The sequence below is a fragment of the Prolixibacteraceae bacterium genome, from assembly GCA_019856515.1.
GTDB lineage: Bacteria > Bacteroidota > Bacteroidia > Bacteroidales > Prolixibacteraceae > Halosquirtibacter > Halosquirtibacter xylanolyticus.
The window spans coordinates 59,422-80,949 of record CP082230.1 but is presented as its reverse complement, the minus strand read 5'-3'; the positions used below and the strand labels follow the sequence as shown (position 1 = coordinate 80,949).

Sequence of the window (21,528 nt, the reverse complement as noted above, 5' to 3'; positions counted from 1 at the left end):
ACTAATGTTCTTTAGAAGAGTAGACAATCCTAATTATCAATAGGTTCCACGAATAATATTTTTATTCACATTTTATTGGTCTTTTCTGTAACAAAATCTCACTTCAAACGTCTTATGTACAGTAGGCAATTCGTTCACACTGCCGTTACAATGTGAAAGTCTACTATCTCATAGATTTTATATTTGATTTGTAAGGTGATCCCACTAGGTCACCTTATTTTTTTAATATATATAGAAACGATTTGACATTAACCCTAGCACCTCCTTAATCCTATTGTATATGTCCGTTGCAATAGTTCCATTATATATCCCATCAGAACTAAACAGAGGTGTCTCAAATATCGTCTTCCCTTTCTTCTTGACAATAATTCGATCTGGAACCACCCCCATACGACTTGTATAACGCAACTCTAGATTATTACCAATTGCCTGTTCTTGTGACCATGTAGCCACTGAATTACCTTTGGCATATATAACCTCAACTACATCAGCTCCTTTATATGACCATTTAGCGAAATGATTTTCAACCAAACGACTATTAGCTTCAACTAAGCATGCTTGCGTATAGCCTAACAAATCATTTGGAGTTGAATAGATATAAAGACTACCACCACCTATATATTTTTCAAACTTTAGATCACCTTCGATCTTCACATCGCCATAGTGTCTCTTAGTACCACAACTACATGTAATTGCAACTAATAGAAGTAAAACTATTTTCTTCATCATATTTCATTATTTTATAATTATCATAAAACAAATATAATGTTCCAACCCACAACTTATTACAATTTTAAACACTTTATGATTTGACCTTTTTTTACCTTAAGATAGCGCTAGTACACCAAATAATGGTTGTCATAAATAGTAGAGATCTTCTTTTAGAATGGAATTTTAGCGAACGTGAATATTTCACAAATAAAAAAAGCCCAGCATTTATACTGGGCTCATTCACTGCTTATCTGATATGTAATTAACGGTACTCGTTACTTTAACTCTAGTTTTTCAACATTCTTAAGATAATCTGCTCCACGTAATTCAATAAAAATCTTCTTCATCTCCTCTAACTTCTCAGGATTAGTTGAAGCTAAGTTATGTTGTTGACCAATATCTTCTTTGACGTTGAACAATTGATACTCATTGTCGTTTCCAACTTCAATGTTAACAAACGTGTTTACTGCATTTCCTTGGTAAGGAGGAATCAAGATCCAATCCCCTTTACGAAGTAGTGTACGACTTGTAGCCTCTGTAATCAAGGTCTCTCTACCTTTCTTAGACTCTCCAAGCAATGCAGGTAAAATATTTTCGCTATCAGGACCTGAAATATCACTACCAAGCATATGAGCAAAAGATGACATCAAATCCACTTGACAAACGATAGCATCTGAAACAACTGGCTTAATATGTCCTTTCCAGTAAGTGATAAAAGGAACACGTGCCCCAGCTTCGTATAAACTATATTTACCTCCTCTAAGAGGTCCCCATGGTTTATGTTCACCAAGTTTCTCAACAGCATCGTCATAGTATCCATCATTAAGAACCGGACCATTATCACTAGTAACAACAATAATCGTATTCTCAAGTATACCTTCTTTATCTAAAGTTTTCACTAGTTCACCAATAGCCCAGTCTGCTTCAAGAACGACATCACCACGTGGTCCTAAACCTGATTTACCCACAAATTTAGGATTTGGCACACGAGGTACATGAGGTTGCTCTAGAGCATAATATAGGAAGAATGGCTTATCTTTATGATTTTTCACATAATCCTGTGCTTGTGAAAGAAAAACATTTGCCATCATCTCATCATTCCAACGTGCCTCTTTTCCACCTTTCATAAAACCAATTCGAGGTACACCATTAACAATAGTACCATTGTGTCCATGATGCCATTTCATCGTCATCATTTCTGGATTATTTAAACCAGTAGGCTCCCCATCGAAGTTTTTATCATAACTAACATAAATAGGGTCTTTCGGATCTAATCCCTCTACATTACCATCTTTCAAATAAACTGTTGGCACACGATCTGCTGTAGCAGCCATATAGAATGCATAGTCGAAGCCCACTTCATTAGGTCCTGGACTCACTCTTTGATTCCAGTCAACCATTCCAGTACCTAGACCTAAGTGCCACTTACCTACCAATGCAGTCTGATATCCACTTTTACGGAACATCTTAGGCATTGTCATCTGATCTGTTTTTATTAATAATGGTGCCGTCCCAGGTAAAATCTTAGCATCTTTATTTCTCCATGGGTAACGTCCAGTCAACATTCCATAACGACTCGGCGTACAAGTAGCTGAAGTAGCATACCCGTCAGTAAAGAGAGCTCCTTCATTTGCAAGTTTATCGATATTTGGTGTCTTTAAAACCTTTCCACCATATGCACTTACATCACCATAGCCTAAGTCATCTAAACAGATAACTACAACATTTGGCTTTTTAACCTCTTCGTTCTTGCTCTTCTTTTGAGACTGACATGCACCAAATGATAACAGTGCAGCAGTAGAAAATGCAATTGTACCAAGTTTGTTTTTCATCACTTTTTATGTATTTCGTTTTATAGATTCTCGTGTTCCTATTAATTAGATTCTCGCCATTACCATCAAAGTAAAAAGCAAGCGAATAGATTAATCAAAACACCTGCATGCAAGGTATCAAAAAAAGAGAATTATATAGTCACATATTATTCGCAAAGAGTGCTGTTATTATACGATTCATTTGTCCCTTATTATCCACATCACGATACAACCAACTGTATGGCTACCCATTACACAACTATTTAACAATATAAGCTACAAGAAAGACACATCAATTCATCGATGTGTTTAAACAAAATATTAAGAGAAAGTGTTCTTAATATAAAGCATAATAATTATAACAAAAACATGACTCTATGAATACTACAATTCAAAAACTACAAGAAGGAATTAAGGGGACTATTATTGGTCAGGAGGAGCTTGTAGAATCCCTGATCATTGGACTTCTAGCAGAAGGGAATCTACTACTAGAAGGACTTCCAGGCCTAGCTAAGACTAGAGCTGTAAAATCATTAAGTCATGTTATGGACATTGAAATGAATCGTGTCCAATTTACTCCAGATTTACTTCCTTCTGATATTACCGGAACAGAGATATATAGTCCTGAAAGCGAAAACAAATTCCAATTTAAAAAGGGGCCTATATTTTGCAACCTTGTACTGGCAGATGAGATTAACAGAGCTCCTGCTAAAGTTCAATCGGCACTTTTAGAAGCCATGGAAGAGCATCAAGTTACTGTTGCAGGTAAAACCTACAAGATGGATCCTCTTTTTATGGTTATTGCAACACAGAATCCTGTTGAACAAGAAGGAACATACCCTCTACCAGAAGCACAACTCGATCGTTTTATGATGAAAATAAACATTGAGTATTTAACCCCAGAGCAAGAAGAGTTAATGCTCAAAATGGTAAGAGGAGAAGAGGATAATACGAAAGTCGAGATTGTTCCTATCTCTAAAGACTTTGTGTTTGATGCACGTAAAGTTATTTCAAAGATCCATGTTTCTGAAGAGTTGAATCAATACATTATTCGATTAATTGATGCAACTAGACATTCTGAGAAATATGATGATTCTATTGGAAAATATATATCATTTGGATCAAGCCCTAGAGGAACAATTGCATTAGATAAAACGGCTAGGTGTATTGCATATATACAAGAGAGAGACTACATCACTGTCGATGATATTAGACAAGTAGCGCATCGAGTTTTAAGACACCGAATTGCTCTAACATACCAAGCGAATGTAGATAAAAAAAATGCAGATGATATTATTTCAGAAATATTGAATGTAGTCCCGATCTCATAAGCCGATGAAAAAGAACTCGCAAATATCCATCACAGACCTTCTACAACTTGAGGCAATATCAACAGGACCTGAATTCTTTCGTAGACAAAGAGTATCAGGGCTGCTATCGGGGAAACATCGCTCTTCACTAAAAGGGCGCGGGTTAGATTTCTCAGAAGTACGGAAATACATCCTTGGCGATGATATCAGAAATATTGATTGGAAAGTTACTGCCAGAACGCGTGTTACTCACACAAAAGTGTTTAGTGAAGAGAAAGAACGTCCTCAACTGACCATACTAGATCTCAGCAGAAACACACTCTTTGGAAGCAAATATGCACTTAAATGTCATATCGTTTTGAAGGTTGCAGCAATACATGGCTTTAGAGCTCTTAAAATTGGTGATCGCTTTGGAGCTATTCTTTTAGATGATCTAAATATCCAAATTGTAAAACCATCAAGAAGTAGGCAACATTTCCAAGCAATTTTAGACCATGCGGTCACCACCTGTAATGAAGCAACGTCTCGAGCCCAAGATGCACAACCCCAAGTGACAATGGAGGAGGCACTAAGTAGACTATTAGGGATAGCTCATCATGACTATATTATAAATATTGTAACGGACGCATCTTTGCTCTCAGAACAGAGCATTGAATTTATTGGAATGTTAGCACAGAGTAATAGCGTTATGATTACACACATAATTGATCCTTTTGATATCCTATTACCTGAAGAGAAGATTCCTTTTTCTGACACAAATTATCAGATAGACTGGAAAATTGACAATGATAGTCAGGAAGAATATAAGCAAGTATACCTAAATCAACTTAGTGACCTTGAAGATAAACTTGCAGCACTGAATGTTCCATTCCTAAAGCTTCGTACAGACAAAGACCTAAAACATCAATTAAAAGAGATTCTAGATGAAAACTACCAGAGATAATTTTACAGATCTGCTTTCTCCATCTCCAGTCGAATTCTCTTTTGACACAATAGGATGGAGAGTATTAGGAGTAATTGTTTTACTTCTAATACTATCAATAATTGCATGGATTCTCTACAGATATCAGAAAAACCGATATCGTTCTGAAGCACTAAAACTGATTTCTCATATTCACACCAAAGGACATACTCGTTTAATACAAACAGACAAGATTCTCAGAAGAACTGCTTTCACTGCATATAAAGATCCTCAAATCAAAAGCATGAACTATAATATGTGGAAAGATTTCTTACTGCAACATGCACCACCTTATTCAGAAGATACAGATTTCCTATCAAACATAGGTGAAATCGTTTATCAGAAAGATGAAAAAACAGATGATATATTAATCTCAAAATTCGTAAAATATGCAAGATTTTGGATTCGAAAACATGAATTTTGAATGGACACATGCATGGGTATTAGTGTTTATTCTACTTGCACCTCTTGCATTTTTTCTTCTTCCACCAATGCGTCAAAGAAGTAAAGCAATCATTTACCCTGCGTTTACGCGCTTAACACAAGTGTCAAAGATCACCCCGTCAAAAAAAGCATGGGTGACGAAAAAAAATGCCTTACAATGGATATTAATATACATCACTTACATCCTAATTGTCATTGCCTCTGCAGGCCCTAAATTCGTTGGCAAACCAGAGAAAAAGATAAAGACTGCAAGAAGTTTCCTCATTACCGCTGATTTATCTTTTAGTATGAATACAAAAGATTGGCAACTTGATGGAAAAAAACTTACAAGATGGCACGCTGTTCAAGAGATCATGTCTGAATTCATTGATGGCAGGAAAAGTGATCGTATCGGGTTGATATTATTTGCATCACATCCATACCTCCAAGCACCACTAACCAATGACCTATCATCTGTACAATGGCTTTTACAAGATGCAGAAGTAGGTATGGCTGGGCAAATGACAAATATTGGTGATGCTATTGCTTACGGGATGCGAGTATTCAAAAACGATACAATCAAGCAAAAAGTCATGCTACTTTTAACCGATGGAGTAGATAGTGGAATAGGAACAAACCCTCTAGATGCTTCTACAGTTGCAAAAGAGGACAGCATTAAGATTTACGCTTTAGGGATAGGCGATCCAGAAGGAAAGGACAAGATAGATGAAAAGACACTGACATATATCTCGGAATCGACCGGAGGTCAATATTTTAGAGCGATGGATAGCAAAGAGCTAAAAGAAGCTTATCAGACATTAGACAAGCTAGAACCAATAAAGTATGAAAGCTCAGAAATAAAGCCTGAGGTATTACTCTATTTCTATCCTTTAGGACTGGCTCTAATCATTTCATTTATACTCATCTTGTATCTAGCTATTTTATCACGAATTAAAGTTTCGAAAAATGAATAATGCAGAACTTATAACATATCTCAACCAATTTCATTTTCTTAGACCTAGACTTTTATGGTTTCTTCTCCCCATGCTCTTATTGCTGATCTACTTCTTCTTCACAAAAACTAGAGATGGGAAATGGGAGCAAATTATTCGTCCTGAATACCGAATCTTTGTTATATCCAATGCACAACTTAGAAAACTCTCTTGGCCAGCATTAATATATTTTTCAATATTTACTTTAGCAATAATTGGTTTAGCTGGACCTACATTCAGCCAGAAACAGTTACCTAAGGTCGTCAATCAATCAGAAGTCATGATTGCTTTAGACCTATCACAAAGCATGATGACGATTGATATCCCACCGAACAGGCTAGAAAGAGCGAAATTAAAAATCCGAGATTTGTTTGATCTAAATCTTAACACCAAGATTGGATTGTTAGCATATGCAGGTACTACACATACCATATTTCCACCAAGTCAAGACAAAGAAATAATGGTACCATACATGACCTCCATAAAACCACGTATTATGCCAATACCTGGAAGTAACTACCCAATTATGATCAACAATATAGATACTATATTTACAAAAATAGAAGCACCATCGACGATTCTACTTTTAACAGATGAGCTATCAAGTGATAATGCCACACAGTTATCTAACTACATAAATAAAAGTGGAGACTATCTTATCGTGTGGCAAATTAGTTCACAACAAGGTGGTATTGTTCCATCACCTAAAAACCCAAAAAAACCATTACTATACAATAAAGAAGTCGTAAAATCCATAGCAGATCCAGCAATAATATCCTCATTACAAATTAATGATCATATATGGGTCGTTCCGATCACCTTAGACGACACTGACACGAAATACATTGGAAACATCATCAATCAACATCGAGTTATTCAAAGCGCATCTAAAGAGAAATCAGATATATGGAGAGATGTTGGACCATGGTTTCTTATACCTTGTCTATTTCTAGGTCTTTTGTGGTTTAGAAAAGGATGGGTTATTGGTTGGTGTATTCTTATTTTGCCATCTATCTCATCCTGCTCATTAGAATCCAAACATTCATCGTGGTGGTATTCCGACAATTATAGAGCAGAGAATGCTTTAATTAACGGAGATTATGAAACAGCGGCCAAGCTTTTTGACGATCCATCTCACAAAGCTTATGCATACTATAAGAGTGGCGACCTTGACAATGCCACAACATTTTATGCAATGGACACGACTGCGCAATCAAAATACAATCTTGGTCTTATATATGCTCAAAAGGGGGATTTTCTAATGGCACAAAAGTCTATGGAAATGGCTATTCAAAAAGACCCCCAGCTTTCTGTAGCCAACCAAAAACTTGAAGCAATAAAAACAATTATTGAAAATACACCTCAACTTCTTAAAGAACAACAAAAAGAGAAGAAAAGAAGCACGCAAGAATTTAGTAAAGTCGAAGAGATGTCTCAGAAAGATCAAAAACTTGCAGACAAAGATTACAATGCCAATCGTGACACCACAGATAATAGTCATGACAAAGTATATAGCGACAAGCACAAATATAAGGAGGTAGATTGGCCTCAAGATCCAAAAGACAAAGATAAACAGCTAAAAAATAGAGTACAAGCATCTTCACTGTTGATGGAGAAATCCAATAGTGATCCAAGTGAGTTCTTACGGAAGAAATTCATTCTTCAAAAAAAGAAACACTATCCAAATATCAAAAAAGGAGAAAAGACATGGTAAGAAAGATCTTATATATCTGCGTAATTTTATGCATCTCAACCATTGCATTCGGTCAAAAACCTTTTGCAAAAGCATATATTAATCGCACACAGGTTTACAAAACCCAGCCAGTGAGGTTGACCATTAAAGTATATTCTCCGAGGTGGTTCACACAAGGATTACAATTTGATAAACTGAAGGTTAACGATGCATTTATCGTTCCTTTCACACAAACATTAGCAGGAAAAGAGATTGTTAATAGACACTCATATGCTGTATTAACATTCTTCTATCTGGTATATCCTTACGAAACAGGAGTTATCAAAATACCTAAAGTTCCAGTAACAGCATACATTCCTACAGGAAACAGTTATAAAGAGACAAAAATAAAACTTACAACAAACACGATTTCATTTCGTAGCATCCCCTTACCTCAAGATGAACGAACAATAGTTTCATCCAATGTCTTTATTCAAGATAAGTGGAATAGACCTTTTAGCAACCTCAACGAGGGAGATGTCTTAGAACGAGAAATAACGATTACTGCTTATGGAACGATTCCTAATTTCATTCCATATATTGAGATGGAAGATGTACCGTTCGCTAAAATATATAAGACACAAGATTTCACCCAACAAAACATTGACAAAGAAAGTGGTAGCGTTATAAGTAAAAGAATAGAGAAGTTTTCATACCTATTGACTGACAATGGGAAATTTGTTATGCCAGGGACAAAACTCTCCTTCTTCAATCCATACCTTGGAAACTACAAAGAGAAAAGCAGCATGTCCTCTGATATCGTCATCAAGAAAAATGCCCAACTTGGAATTGTTGCATCGATGGCTGATAGCCTCGAGAAACAACAGGCCCGAATGGTCGTTGCAACACCTAAAGTTCCATTTAAGAAGAAGATGATTCGCTTTATAGTACAAAACAAATGGAAACTACTGGGACTAATCCTAATTCTTCTATCCCTAAAATTTATTTTTAACACAATAATGCTCCTTATTGCCAAAATTGCGAAAAGAAAAGAGACTTATATCAACTCCGAACGACATGCATTCTATCAATTGATTAAGGAGGGAAAATTCAATTCACCAAAGTATCTCACAAAACTCTATCATTGGCTTTATAAACTTCCAAAGAGGGAAGCTTCCATCATGCTATTAGCTCACAAAACAAAAAATGAAACAATACGATCTATCCATGAACGTATTTTTGCAAAAATATATCGCAATAAAAAAGTGTCGATAAAAGAACACTTCGCATATACACTAAGGAAATTCAGGAATCAATTACGCAATAAAAAAAGAGAACATACAAGCCATCTTGAAGATTGGTAGGCAAATATGATTTCATCACTTCATTTTACGAATAGCATGATTGGTTGCAAGTCAAATCTACCTTTTAGGGTCACGAACAAAAAGTGCCCCTAAAAGGAGTATTAGCGAAATGACCATACAGATAGCCCCCGCCCAGATATAACTTCCAATATCCTCACGACACAAACTAAATATAAATGGAGCAATAGCACTCATCACAACCATAACTGTCATATTCACACCACTTATCTGACCAAGGTTAGCTCGCCCAAAAAAACGAGGATGAAGTACAGCTGCACTAGCGGTAAAAGATCCAGAGAAAATAGCAATACCAACTACAAGACACCAATAATACGCTGCATATCCCCTCATGAACAGTCCTATTGATGCAATTAATATTCCGAAAACACAAGCTGCTAACACATACTTTGATGCAACATAATCACTTATAATATTGGCCAACAATGCACAAAAAACAGAAATTGCAGTTGCATAAATAAATAAGTTTACAACCATATCCTTACTCCATTGGAACTCTTCTGCAATAGAAGTGATATGAAAAGTAAATCCTCCAATAAAGAAATTACAGAAACCAGTTACCAAACAGATAATCCAAAAAGGATATGTACGCAAAGCCTCTTTAATTGTTCGACCTTTTAGAGACTTTGAAACATTAGATCCTGCTTCACCATCAGGATGTAAATGATACTTTTCTGGGGTGTCTGCATAGAAGAAGAAGATAATTACAGACAAACACATTAATGATATTGCTAATATTCGATAAGACTTCTCCCACCCATAAAGATAAAGCAGTGTTAATAGTATAGAAGGTGCAATAGAGAAACCTACACTTACCATCGTACCGCTTACAGCATTGGCAACGCCTCTCTTTTGATCGAACCATTTCATAATCATCGCCCTTGACACAAGAGCCATAGTACCTTGACCTAGAAGGCGAATAGAAAAGAACACCAAAATCATATAAATCATAATCGACGTTCCTCCTCCTAACATCTGTATAACAAATTCGCTATACGATAATATCCCCTGAATTAAAGCCAATCCAACTGTCGCAGATAACATTACAATTCTAACCCCAAATCGATCATACATTATCCCAACAAAAGGTAAACAGCATGCACTAAACAAAGTTCCGATCAAATAATACAAACTTATTTCATTGCGTGTAAGATGGGTTACAGACATTAAAGCATCTGTAAATGCCGAAACTCCAAAAGGTTGACCAGGGATACTTCCTAGCATTCCGAAGGTCCCAACAATCATTATCACCCAGCCATAAAAAAATGGGTATTTCGAAACATTAATAGGAAATTGGATCTTTCTATTCAAAACTTTTTATTACAAATGAATAACAACATTAATGAAACTCAAAAGAACGAAAACGAATTCTGTGGGGACAGAGCAAATGAGAGCTATATGAGACATTCATCTGAGCTATAAAAAACAAAAGAGATTGTCTGTAATGCATAGACAATCTCTTTTTCAAATAAGGTCGATGATCTAAAACCGATTCTAGAGATAGCTTAAAAGAAAACTTGCTTATAAACGACTTCTCCATCATGAACCACAGCCTTGTAGTATTTACCTGAAGACTCATAATACGAGTCACCATCTTTTTTAACAACTACTGCTCCTTCAGGTACTTGTTTTAGTATTTCGCCAGAGGGGTTTGGAACAACCACATAATGCACCTGGTCACCAACTGCTTCAGGACGATAATATGCTCCATGACACGCATAATATGTCGTACCTCCCTGCTTTACAGTCTTTGTTCCTTCAGGCAACTCTGTCACCATGACTCCAATTGGAGCCTTAACCACTTTAAATTTCTTCTTTTTAATTTTCAAGTAATAAGTCCCGGCAAAATAATAATATGTACTCCCCTGATAATCAAAAGTAGAACAATTATCGGGTAGAGAAGAGACAATAGCACCTATTGGAGCTTCAGTCACTTTATACTGTGATCCTGATTTCTGATAATATACGCCTTCATTATAGTAATAAGGGACGCTATTCACATACATCATAACACATGCAGCAGGTAAAACAGGTAGATAAAAACCTACAGGATGCCAATACGGTCCCCAATACGAAGGGCCTCTATAAATTGGAGGTCTCGTTACAACAACATGCCTAGGAGGCGTATGCACGATAACAGTTCTTCTAGGAGGTGTTACAACAACCCTATTATAACTTGGTCTAACAACAGTTGTACGACGCACCACTCTTTGCCCCATAAGTGGCAAAACAATAAATACAGATAATAATACTAATACATTTCTCACAATAATAATTTTTAAAATTTCAACTCTTTATCTAATTTGAAATTCAAAACATAGCCAGCGGGTACTTTCATATCTCCATTATGTGACAATAATTGAAGTCCACCCATAACAGCTGCTCCTCGACCAGCTCCCGTTCCACCATTAAATGCTGCACCGATTGCTGCACCAGCACCAGCTTTTCTTATGGTCTCTTTTCCTGCCTTCTCAGTCGACAATGCCAATGCAAAGGTTGTCACAGGATGGTATTTTTTCTCATATTGTATAAAGGTTAACTTCAAAACAATCTCTGCAGATCCTGCCAACCTTCCACCTTTTTTAGCAGAAACAATAACACCTTGCACTTTACAATTTTGTGGTAAAACAGAGCCATCGCTAGCAATAACATCCATCGAAACAACACCAGCGAATTTGGTCCCAGGCTGACTACCAGATGCCACCAACATAGAAGACAACTTGATAGGGATTACAGTTCCAGACTCTAACACTAAGGTAGGTGTTGATACAGCATTAGATGCGGGAGGTGCTGTAGTGGTAGTCTCTTGACTAAACACATTACCATCACACAATAGAAAAATCATTAATGTCAATACCACATAAACTAATCGTTTTAATCTCTTTTTCATACCTACATCAATTTAATATCATCATTACACATTCTCATAAAATCAAAAATCGAACCAAAAACAGACCTTGGTTTTATTTTAAATAATCATTAACAACGTACAAGTGATCTCTTAACAATTGTCACTTATGAATAGTGACACTCTTTTTATGCGATTTCAAAATATGTTTGTATCATTGTTATATAAGATAAACACAAATCACTTTTTAATTGTTTAAGAAGATGCTTTAAATAATATTATTTTGTGTCATTTACCCAAAACCAAGAATGATGAATAAGAGAGAGAGATACAATCAGATTATAGAATGGTTTCAGACCAATATGCCTATCGCTGAAACAGAATTAGACTATAGAACGCCTTTTGAATTATTAGTAGCTGTAATACTCTCTGCTCAATGCACAGATAAACGAGTTAACATGGTGACTCCAGCTCTTTTTCAAGCCTACCCCAATGCCGAGAAAATGGCACAGGCAGAAGTGTTCGAGATTTTTGAATTCATAAAATCAATTTCATTTCCAAACAACAAAGCAAAATACCTTGTCGGTATGGCTCAAATAATACATCATGAATATCAAGATGAAATTCCCAATACGGTGACAGAGCTAATAAAACTACCTGGAGTAGGAAGAAAAACTGCAAATGTTATCGTCTCAGTCATCTTTGATAAACCAGCCATGGCTGTCGACACACATGTATTTAGAGTCTCAGAAAGACTAGGGCTCTCATATCGTTCAAAGACTCCGCTAGAAACGGAAAAACAACTTGTTAAGCATATACCACTTGAACTTCTCCCCATCGCACATCATTGGTTGATATTACATGGTCGATATACATGTGTTGCTAGAAAACCGAAATGTGACCAATGTGGACTAACCCAATGGTGTAAATGGCATGCTCGAGAACATAAAAAACCTAAATAATTTTAAACCATTCAAAATAATTCCCTAAACAATTTTCAACCTATCATAAAATTTTCCTACCTTTATAGCACCAATAACACAGCTAGCCCTCCGTCATAGTTAAACGTGCTAAGAACTTTAACTATTGAATTTTTAAGCATTCAAATTACACTTCATAAAAGCATTACAAATCGTCGATTTTTTTCAATAATAAAGTCGATGTATCACTGCATTCTGAAGTTTTAATACAAATAGACAGTTATTCCAACAATACTCTCACTTTAAGTCATTTTTATTTGTATTTACACTCACTTATGCTATATTTACACAAAACTTTTAAACATATTGTCACAGCAATACATGTTTTACAATAGGTTTTATGAATAATAAATAAAACAATCTGTAAAAACTGTGGTTAGAGAGTAGATACAATCGTTATTTTCATCTCAGTGATATGTTTTATACTGTTTGAACAAGTAGTGAAGTAAAAGATAGATATATCAAATTTGTTATTTAGATAGACTTAAGAAAAGATAGCTATGTTACAAAACAAAGACCTTATCCAATACCTTAACCTTAAGCTTACTGAGCTAGGACAACCAGGTTTTAAGTTTGATTCGGAAACATCAGAAAATCAAAGTGCTATTCTTCAACTTACTGAAGAGCTAATGCTTAGTTATAAAGAGAGATATCGTCGAATGGACGATCGTGTTTCTGCTGCCGACCGTCGTATTCAAGAATTCCTAAACGATTATCTCAACGATTTGGACGAAGAAGTGAAACTTCCTTCTCAGACTTTAATACTAGACAGACCAGGGTTGGCTAGAGTATTAAGTCTTCCTCCAAATAAAGATGTTTTTAAAAACCAATATGTTACAACCACTCGTATCGAACAAGGGTTAGTTAACAACCCTCGTAATGATAAACGTACCACTAAAGGAACATTCCACATCGTTGCTGATGGACTTCCTGTCCCTCTAGACAAAAAAGAGGTGCCTCGTGTTACATTTGCTAGACTATTCAATTTGGCAATGCAACCAGACACTGAACTTAAAACACTTCCTTTTACTTCAGCACAAGATGAAAAAGCGGAGATTTTCACCTCTTTCCTTATTCGACCAGTAGTTTGTCCTAAAGTAACAAACTTCATCGAAGAGAAGCGTATGGAGATTCGTTTCTATGCACCAGGTGCATTGGTAAGTAACATTGACTTTGTTGAAACAATTTTTGGTAATGCGGGAGATCCTTTCTTAGCAGAGAATGATGCAGCTCTTGATCCAGACCATTGGACAGGACATACAGGTTGTATTATACTTGCACCTCACCTAAGCAACTACACCAAAAAAGAGCTTGGACTTCCTCATTATGATGACGCGACAGAACGTCAACGTAAGGATGAAATGTGTTGGAAGGATGCTGACGAGAAATATAACAATGGTTCACCATTTAAACTAACTTGTCGTGATGAAAGAGGTGTTACTGTAACTTTAATTGCAGATAACTACTTTGGTTACTCAAAGAAGGAAGTAAAGACACAAATCGGATACTCAGCAAACCTTTACGGTTTAGTTGAAGAAGAGCATGCAGGTGGTGCAATTGCGTATCAACGTATGAATCTAGGAGATTTCTTCTCTGGAATTCAATACATGCGTATGCTCAAGAAGTCTTTCTCTTTTGAGGATGTTAAAAAGACACTTGGAGACATCATGGAAATTTATCCTGAAAACTATGGTGTAGACAAACGATTCCCTAATATCTTCTATATCCAAGAAGATGCTAAAATGGATATCTATAAAGGAAAAGTGACATGGAAACATAATGGTGAAGACTTCCATCTTTCACTTCAACCAGGATATATCTTTGTACACCCTTCTGGACATAAGATCCATATGGAGAAACACCCTTCAGCTCCTTCATGGAGACTAATAAGCACTTTTGCTGAAGGTACATTCTGTCATAAGCCAGCAACCGTATCAGGTGGTGGTAAGAGTGAGATCTCAAAATCATTAATGAATGCAATCATCTATGGTTCTCTATTTGTTGATGATTTCGAAAAAGATTTCGAATTAATCGATAAAGTAATTAATTTCGATTACTCTCAAAGATGGAAAGAGCGTAAGGACAAGAACAAGATAACTTCTCGTTCACTTCTTAGCCCAGAACGCTCTATTGGATCTGTAATTAAGCTATTAACACCAAGTGAATACCAGACTGATGAGTACAATGAATTCCTTAGTACTATTCCTGATCGTGTTAGAGCCATTGTTCTATTCATAAAGAGACTTTATAGAGAACATGGTGAGCAAAAAGGATGGAAAGAGATGTTTTCTGTAGATACAGTTAATGGAAAACAAGGACATGAACTAAAGTTCAACAACCGTCAAGTCATTGCTTCTTACCTTCGTTTAGGTTTTGACCTTGATAATTCATGGTACCTACATAAACTAAGAACAGATTTCATGGCTGCACAAAAAGTGCAAATGGAAGATGATATTTCAGCATCTGTTGTTGTTCCTACGTCTCAGATTAACATGTCTAAGAAAGTAGTCAATCCATCAGTGAAATTCACAACGAACTGTGAGAACTATTTCTTCCAACGTCCTGATGAAGCCATCGTAAGAGGATATGATAAAGAAGCAGAAGAAGATCTTACAAGTCCAAATACTTTTATCTCCAACTACGAACCAATGGACCAAGAGCAAGCAAAAGCTTTGGTTGCAGATGCAGTAGGTTTTGATAAATATACACAGCCTGTTAAAGACTTAATCTCTAAAGTAGCCAACGGAGAAGGAAAGCAATTCTTTATTGCACCATCACATCCACGTATTATTGGCGATGGAAAACCAACGAAGAATCCACGTTACCTTCAGAAGCGTACGGATCTTGACCCATTCGAGAACTACTTGACTGATATCGGAACACGTGTATCACGCAATATCGCTATTGATCGTCCAGTATATCGTCCAGTAAACGCAGTTCTATCAGGAAGAAGAAATAACCCACAAGACAAAGCAGCAGGTATTCGTCCACTTAGTGTATACAGTCCGCTACACTATCAAGAGCTTCCTGAGTTATTGATGGACTACATCTGTAGTTTGACAGGAAAATCTCCTTCTACAACAGGTGCTGGTACAGAAGGTGCACTTACAAAAGGGCCTTTCAACATGCTTTCACCGACAAGTGATATTAACAACTCACTACTGTCATTTATCCTAACAGGATATCAAGGTTATTCTACAGCTGCAGGATGGGTAGGATCAGAGAATCGTTTTGATCATGACATCTCACTATTGGTTCCTGAATTATGGTGTCGTATGACTGCTGAAGATGCGGATGCAAACCTTTTGATTACTGAAGGAGCTTTAGAGAAACTTGACGATTTTGAGTATAATGGGAAAACCATCAAGGCTTCTCGCCTGGGTTACCGTATCACCAAGGATTTCTTATTCCGCTATATGGGACGTGTATTTGATGAGCCTGGTGCAGTATTTACTGAAAAGATGCTGAAACCAGAACTTCAAGACATGGATGCATTTGTGGATGGGGTTAACAATATTGTGGAAGCACAAGAAAAAGTAGCACTTGACTACTTTGCGGACAACACAGTACAAGGTGCAATTCCACCAGTGAAAGTATTGCTTCACATGATGGCTTACGGTCAATTTGAAGGCAAAGATCTTAGCGATCCGGAACTAAGAAAGATGTTCGACCGCGACTATGTTCTAAATTCAGATTGGTACAAAGCTCGTTTGGTTCGCAAACAAGAAATTGACACTGCATATATTGAAAAAGAGATTAAATATCTAAATGATTTTATCTCAAAATCATACAATGCAGAATATACTCAAAGCCTTGAACTTACAGCCAAAGTCACAAAATTAGAAAGTGAACTTGCATTCGTAAAATCAGATGCTTATCTAGAGAAAATCACTGGAACAATTGGAGCTGACATCCTTTACAAAGGATAATCTCTATAGGTTCTAAGATTATACAAAAGCGTTGGTCAGCACATACAGCAGACCAACGCTTTTTTCATCGTCATCATCAAATGATAATCTTTGATCATGAACATTATCACCCACAGTCTATAGCTATGAATTACAGAAAATTGATCTACTTCAATTGATAAACCTTAACATAGTCAACATACATTTGAACTGGCAAATCTTCACTATCTATTTTCCCCACCCATTTTCCTCCTAACTGCTGGCTTAAAATAATATAATATGGATGATCAAATGGCCATTGTTCTGAATCCGCATCTTTCAATTTAGGATAGACAAATGTCTCTTTTCCATTTAATGTAAAAACCAACTTGTTTGGATACCACTCTACACCATACACATTAAATCGATCAAAATGCCCCTTTGCAGTACCATGGTTTGGTGGTGACTTCTTCTGTTTTTTAACATCGGCATACTCTGTATGAATTGTCTGATAAACAATATCATCAAAATTAAGATGCTCCATAATATCAATTTCACCACTTCGAGGCCATCCTCCATAGCTATTCTTTTCTGGCATCATCCATATAGCAGGCCATGCCCCTTTTGCATACTCAAGTTTTGCTCGAACTTCAATCTTTCCATACAGAAACGAAAACTTATTACGAGAGTGGACACCTGCAGTAAGCACCTCACGAGAGTCTTTTTTCACATCAGTATTGACAACTCCCTTTAGTATTAATGATCCATCTTTGATTTCATAGCACCTCGGATCATCTGTCATATGTTTTGCCCAATCTGATCTCTTCCTTTTAACAAGGTTCCAATTATCTGAATTTAATTTGGATGAGTTAAAATCGTCTTCCCATACTAACTTCCATTTGGCACTGACATCAATATTTTTATCCTTCTTTAAAGGATTAGAATAGCCCACAACACACTGAAGTAGGACAACTAAAAACAACATAAAACACTTCATTGGATCTTCTATTTTGGTATATTGTATTAAAATAGATAAAATCAATCTGCGATAAAACGGAAGAGATCAACAATAACAAAATATACCATTTTCATGACTATAAATGGACAATACTTGAGTTCAATACTGAGATCATTGTACTCGACACCTACAAAAAAACAGATTCTAAACATCTAAATGATCTTCTTTTCCTATGATCTCTTATTTGAACAAACATATTTTAAGAAAACAGCATGGAGCAATCAACAAAATGAATAAATTTGTATTAAGTTAATTAATATGATTCTGATGAAATATCTCCTCTTCTTATATACAATATTGTGGATGACACCTTGTCACTCACAATCTATCGACTGGCTAGGCAAAGCTGAAGCTGGCAACCTACAAGCACAATATCGTTTAGGTAAATCATTTATGGTCGGTGACACCATACCCAAAGACATAGATCAAGCCATTACATGGCTCGAGAAAGCGGCATTAAAACAAGAACCACGTGCAATGTACCTCCTTGGACTTTGTTATTATAAGGGAGAAGGAAAAATACAAAACGATACTACAGCCTATCAATATTTTAAATCTTCAGCCTTACAAGGCTATCCCCAAGCCCAATATTCATTGGCATTGAGATACCTAAAAGGAGAAGGAGTTAAGAAGAATGAACAACGTGCATTTCATTGGTTTCGTAAGGCATCAGAAGCAGGAGTACCTCAAGCACGTTATTCTGTTGGTTTACGACTACAAAAAGGAGAAGGAGTGCAAATGAACAAAGAGATGGCATTAAGATTATATCGTGAATTAGTCCTACAAACACCACACGACCCTTTCTTCGATTACTATCTGGGCTATAGTTATTACTATGGAACCTGTGGGGTAAAAGACACAAACGCAGGAAGTCGATATATACAAAAAGCAGCGGTGAATGGATGCAACGAAGCGAAACAGCTACTTCTAAATATTCGTAAAAACAGAAACACCACACAACAAGTCACCTATTTTTAACTCTCTTGATCATATCTTATGTTAGAAACTATATTACTTGCTCTAATTCTTATTCTCCTTGTATATATCATTTGGGGAAAGAAAAGAAACAGAACTTCAGAAAACCTAGACAGTGATGTTAGGTTAGAGATGGAGATTCTCCGCAACGAAAATTCACAACTAAAAAAAGGACAACAGACACATCAAGAGCAACGAGATCAAATAATCCGTCTTCAAACGGAAAAACAAAATATGACAGAGCAATATCAATTGCTTAATGATCAATGTACACACAAAAATGGGGAGCTTCAAAAAAAGGAACAAGAACTAATTACACTCCGTGCATCACACCAACAAATTTCCTTTGAGAAAGACAACTTGAAAACACAAGTAGCACAAGAGAGAGAGAGCATCAATGTGACCAAAGTACAACTAGAGAAAGAGTTTCAGTTATTAGCCAACAAAGTACTTGAGACAAATAGTGAACGATTTGCTGCAAACAACAAAGCCTCTTTAGATGCTATTTTAAAGCCCCTAAGAGATCATATCGACCTCTTTAAGGGGAAAGTAGAGGAAGTATATGATAAAGAGTCTAAACAGCGTTTTAGCCTAGAACAGGAGGTAAAGAAATTAATGGAGTTAAACCAGCGTATCAGCTTGGATGCACAAAACCTTACCCATGCACTTAAAGGCGAAAGTAAAGTTCAAGGAAACTGGGGGGAGATGATTCTCGAATCTATCCTTGAAAAGTCAGGCCTCCGCAAAGGTCAAGAGTACTTTATGGAGCATGTGCTTAGAGATAGCGAAGGGAAGAAACTCCGTAACGACCAGGGGAATTCTATGCGCCCTGATGCAGTGATTGTATATCCTGACCAACGAAAAGTGATTGTTGACTCTAAAGTATCCTTGAACGCCTATATCAGATACTGTGAAACAGACGATCCCAAACAACAGCAGAACGAATTAGACTTACATGTAGCAGCAATCAAACAACATGTGATTTCACTAAGTAAAAAATCTTACGACGATTACCCAGAGGCATTAGATTTTGTAATGATGTTTATCCCTAATGAACCGGCCTATATGGCTGCCATGAAACATGAACTTCAACTTTGGCAATTTGCATATGACAAAAGAGTTCTTATTCTCTCCCCCACCAATCTAATCACAGCACTCAAATTGGTATCGGATCTTTGGAAGAGAGAGCACCAAAATATAAACGCTCTAGAGATAGCAGAAAGAGGAGGTAAACTTTACGATAAATTTGTGGGGTTCGTAGAGAACCTACAAAAAGTAGAAAAAAGTCTTAACCAAGCACAAGGAAGTTTTGGTGATGCTTTTAAGCAGCTTTATACAGGAAAAGATAACCTTGTAAAACAAGCTGAGAAACTCAAAGAACTAGGGGTGAAAAACAAGAAACAGATCCCTGAAAAATACACCAACGATGAGACTCCAATATTACCATAAAAAACACAACACCGAAAGAGATATTATCTTATAGTATCTCTTTCGGTGGCAAGAGCTAGAACAAAGACTAGCAATATTCACTATGCTGTATAAACAAGACTCGCTTGTGCAGTAGGAGTAATCACCATATCATTCACACAAACATGTTTCGGTGTGTTGGTGACATAAACAATCGCATCAGCAATATCTTCAGCATTAAGTGGAGTGAATTTCTGATACACTTTGTCTGCCTTATCTGCATCGCCCTTGAAGCGAACAAGAGAAAATTCCGTCTCCACCATTCCTGGAGCAATATTGGTAACTTTAATCCCATCCTCGACCATATCAATACGCATCGCCTTGCTCAAAGCATCGACGGCATGTTTGGTCGCACAGTATACGTTACCATATTTATATACATCTTTACCTGCAATAGACGAAACATTGATAATATGTCCCTCTTTACGTTCTACCATATTGGGAGCAATCGCTCTTGTTACATATAACAAGCCCTTTATATTCGTATCAATCATTCGCTCCCAATCATCTACGTCGCCATCCTGTATTAACGACAAGCCAACAGCCAAACCTGCATTATTGATCAAGACATCCACTTCACGCCACGTCTTAGTCAGTGAGGCTATCGCCTTATCCACCTCTTGTCTCTTAGTCACATCAAAGCAAAGAGAAGTTACCTGCACCCCCTCTCCTCTGAGTTTGTTCACCATTTGATCCAAACGATCTTGACGACGTCCTGTCAATATTAAACGATGACCTTGTAATCCAAATTGCAATGCACAAGCCTCACCTATGCCTGCCGTAGCTCCTGTTATCAATATGGTCTTCATAATCATTAATCCATTAATCCATTAAAAATCAATCCAATACTTTTTCAATATAGACTCTCTTAAAGATACCAAAAATAATTTACTTCAAGATATATGTCTTGAAGTAAAACAACCTTCTAGTTTATCTAAGTATTCATTGATATTAAACCTCCAGTTTATTAGTCTAAAGAATTTACACCTTTGTTTCGAATCCACGTTATTGAACATGCACTGAAATTAGAATTGCGACATTTGAACAGGCTTACAGCCTTTATTGACAGGGGAATAACCTATTCCTAGGAT

Annotated in this window: 17 protein-coding genes; 10 read left to right on the top strand and 7 right to left on the bottom strand. The window is 36.5% G+C overall.

What is annotated here, in order from left to right; genetic code table 11:
- Positions 1-222: 222 nt before the first annotated feature.
- Positions 223-729, bottom strand: a complete 507-nt coding sequence (locus K5X82_00300; protein QZT37348.1) for a hypothetical protein — start codon at positions 727-729, stop codon at positions 223-225.
- Positions 730-986: 257 nt separating this feature from the next.
- Positions 987-2,543, bottom strand: a complete 1,557-nt coding sequence (locus K5X82_00295; protein ID QZT37347.1) for an arylsulfatase — start codon at positions 2,541-2,543, stop codon at positions 987-989.
- Positions 2,544-2,899: 356 nt separating this feature from the next.
- Between K5X82_00295 and K5X82_00290 the strand changes: the two genes are divergently transcribed.
- From K5X82_00290 to K5X82_00265, 6 genes are read left to right on the top strand one after another with little or no spacing between them, the layout of a single operon-like run.
- A complete protein-coding gene (locus K5X82_00290; GenBank protein QZT37346.1) occupies positions 2,900-3,853 on the top strand; it encodes an AAA family ATPase in 954 nt (317 codons plus the stop codon).
- Positions 3,854-3,857: 4 nt separating this feature from the next.
- Positions 3,858-4,775 (top strand): DUF58 domain-containing protein, encoded by a 918-nt coding sequence (locus tag K5X82_00285; protein QZT37345.1) that lies wholly within the window; start codon positions 3,858-3,860, stop codon positions 4,773-4,775.
- Complete coding sequence (locus K5X82_00280) at positions 4,756-5,217, top strand: DUF4381 domain-containing protein (GenBank protein QZT37344.1); 462 nt, start codon at positions 4,756-4,758, stop codon at positions 5,215-5,217. The genes K5X82_00285 and K5X82_00280 overlap by 20 nt, the downstream gene beginning before the upstream one ends.
- A complete protein-coding gene (locus tag K5X82_00275; protein QZT37343.1) occupies positions 5,183-6,190 on the top strand; it encodes a VWA domain-containing protein in 1,008 nt (335 codons plus the stop codon). Before K5X82_00280 ends, K5X82_00275 begins: the two co-directional genes overlap by 35 nt.
- Positions 6,183-7,922 carry a VWA domain-containing protein gene (locus tag K5X82_00270; protein ID QZT37342.1) on the top strand — a complete coding sequence of 580 codons (1,740 nt, stop codon included), beginning with the start codon at positions 6,183-6,185 and terminating at the stop codon, positions 7,920-7,922. Before K5X82_00275 ends, K5X82_00270 begins: the two co-directional genes overlap by 8 nt.
- Positions 7,916-9,244, top strand: a complete 1,329-nt coding sequence (locus tag K5X82_00265) for a BatD family protein (GenBank protein ID QZT37341.1) — start codon at positions 7,916-7,918, stop codon at positions 9,242-9,244. The genes K5X82_00270 and K5X82_00265 overlap by 7 nt, the downstream gene beginning before the upstream one ends.
- 57 nt (positions 9,245-9,301) lie before the next feature.
- Here the strand turns inward: K5X82_00265 and K5X82_00260 are convergent, their stop codons facing one another.
- The 3 genes from K5X82_00260 to K5X82_00250 all read right to left on the bottom strand — a co-directional run bounded on the left by K5X82_00260 (position 9,302) and on the right by K5X82_00250 (position 12,152).
- The gene (locus K5X82_00260) at positions 9,302-10,573 is read right to left on the bottom strand and encodes an MFS transporter (protein QZT37340.1); all 1,272 of its coding nucleotides are present in this window, start codon (positions 10,571-10,573) and stop codon (positions 9,302-9,304) included.
- Positions 10,574-10,767: 194 nt separating this feature from the next.
- Positions 10,768-11,529, bottom strand: a complete 762-nt coding sequence (locus K5X82_00255; protein QZT37339.1) for a DUF6515 family protein — start codon at positions 11,527-11,529, stop codon at positions 10,768-10,770.
- 11 nt (positions 11,530-11,540) lie between these two features.
- Positions 11,541-12,152: a hypothetical protein gene (locus tag K5X82_00250; GenBank protein ID QZT37338.1), complete on the bottom strand. Its 612-nt coding sequence runs from the start codon at positions 12,150-12,152 to the stop codon at positions 11,541-11,543.
- Between the two features lie 269 nt (positions 12,153-12,421).
- Between K5X82_00250 and nth the strand changes: the two genes are divergently transcribed.
- Both nth and K5X82_00240 read left to right on the top strand, forming a co-directional pair.
- A complete protein-coding gene (nth, locus tag K5X82_00245) occupies positions 12,422-13,072 on the top strand; it encodes an endonuclease III (protein ID QZT39063.1) in 651 nt (216 codons plus the stop codon).
- A gap of 518 nt (positions 13,073-13,590) precedes the next feature.
- Positions 13,591-17,019: a hypothetical protein gene (locus K5X82_00240; GenBank protein QZT37337.1), complete on the top strand. Its 3,429-nt coding sequence runs from the start codon at positions 13,591-13,593 to the stop codon at positions 17,017-17,019.
- Between the two features lie 145 nt (positions 17,020-17,164).
- On the opposite strand, the gene K5X82_00235 is transcribed toward K5X82_00240, so the two are convergent.
- The gene (locus tag K5X82_00235; GenBank protein ID QZT37336.1) at positions 17,165-17,974 is read right to left on the bottom strand and encodes a glycoside hydrolase family 16 protein; all 810 of its coding nucleotides are present in this window, start codon (positions 17,972-17,974) and stop codon (positions 17,165-17,167) included.
- Between the two features lie 324 nt (positions 17,975-18,298).
- Here K5X82_00235 and K5X82_00230 point away from each other — a divergent pair, with 324 nt between their 5' ends.
- Together K5X82_00230 and rmuC are read left to right on the top strand one after the other, a co-directional pair.
- Positions 18,299-18,973: a sel1 repeat family protein gene (locus tag K5X82_00230; protein ID QZT37335.1), complete on the top strand. Its 675-nt coding sequence runs from the start codon at positions 18,299-18,301 to the stop codon at positions 18,971-18,973.
- An 18-nt stretch (positions 18,974-18,991) separates the two neighbouring features.
- Positions 18,992-20,419, top strand: a complete 1,428-nt coding sequence (gene rmuC / locus K5X82_00225) for a DNA recombination protein RmuC (GenBank protein ID QZT37334.1) — start codon at positions 18,992-18,994, stop codon at positions 20,417-20,419.
- A gap of 80 nt (positions 20,420-20,499) precedes the next feature.
- Here rmuC and K5X82_00220 read toward each other — a convergent pair whose 3' ends face one another.
- Entirely contained in the window at positions 20,500-21,249 is a 750-nt protein-coding gene (locus K5X82_00220; GenBank protein QZT39062.1) for an SDR family NAD(P)-dependent oxidoreductase, read from the bottom strand.
- Positions 21,250-21,528 lie beyond the last annotated feature (279 nt).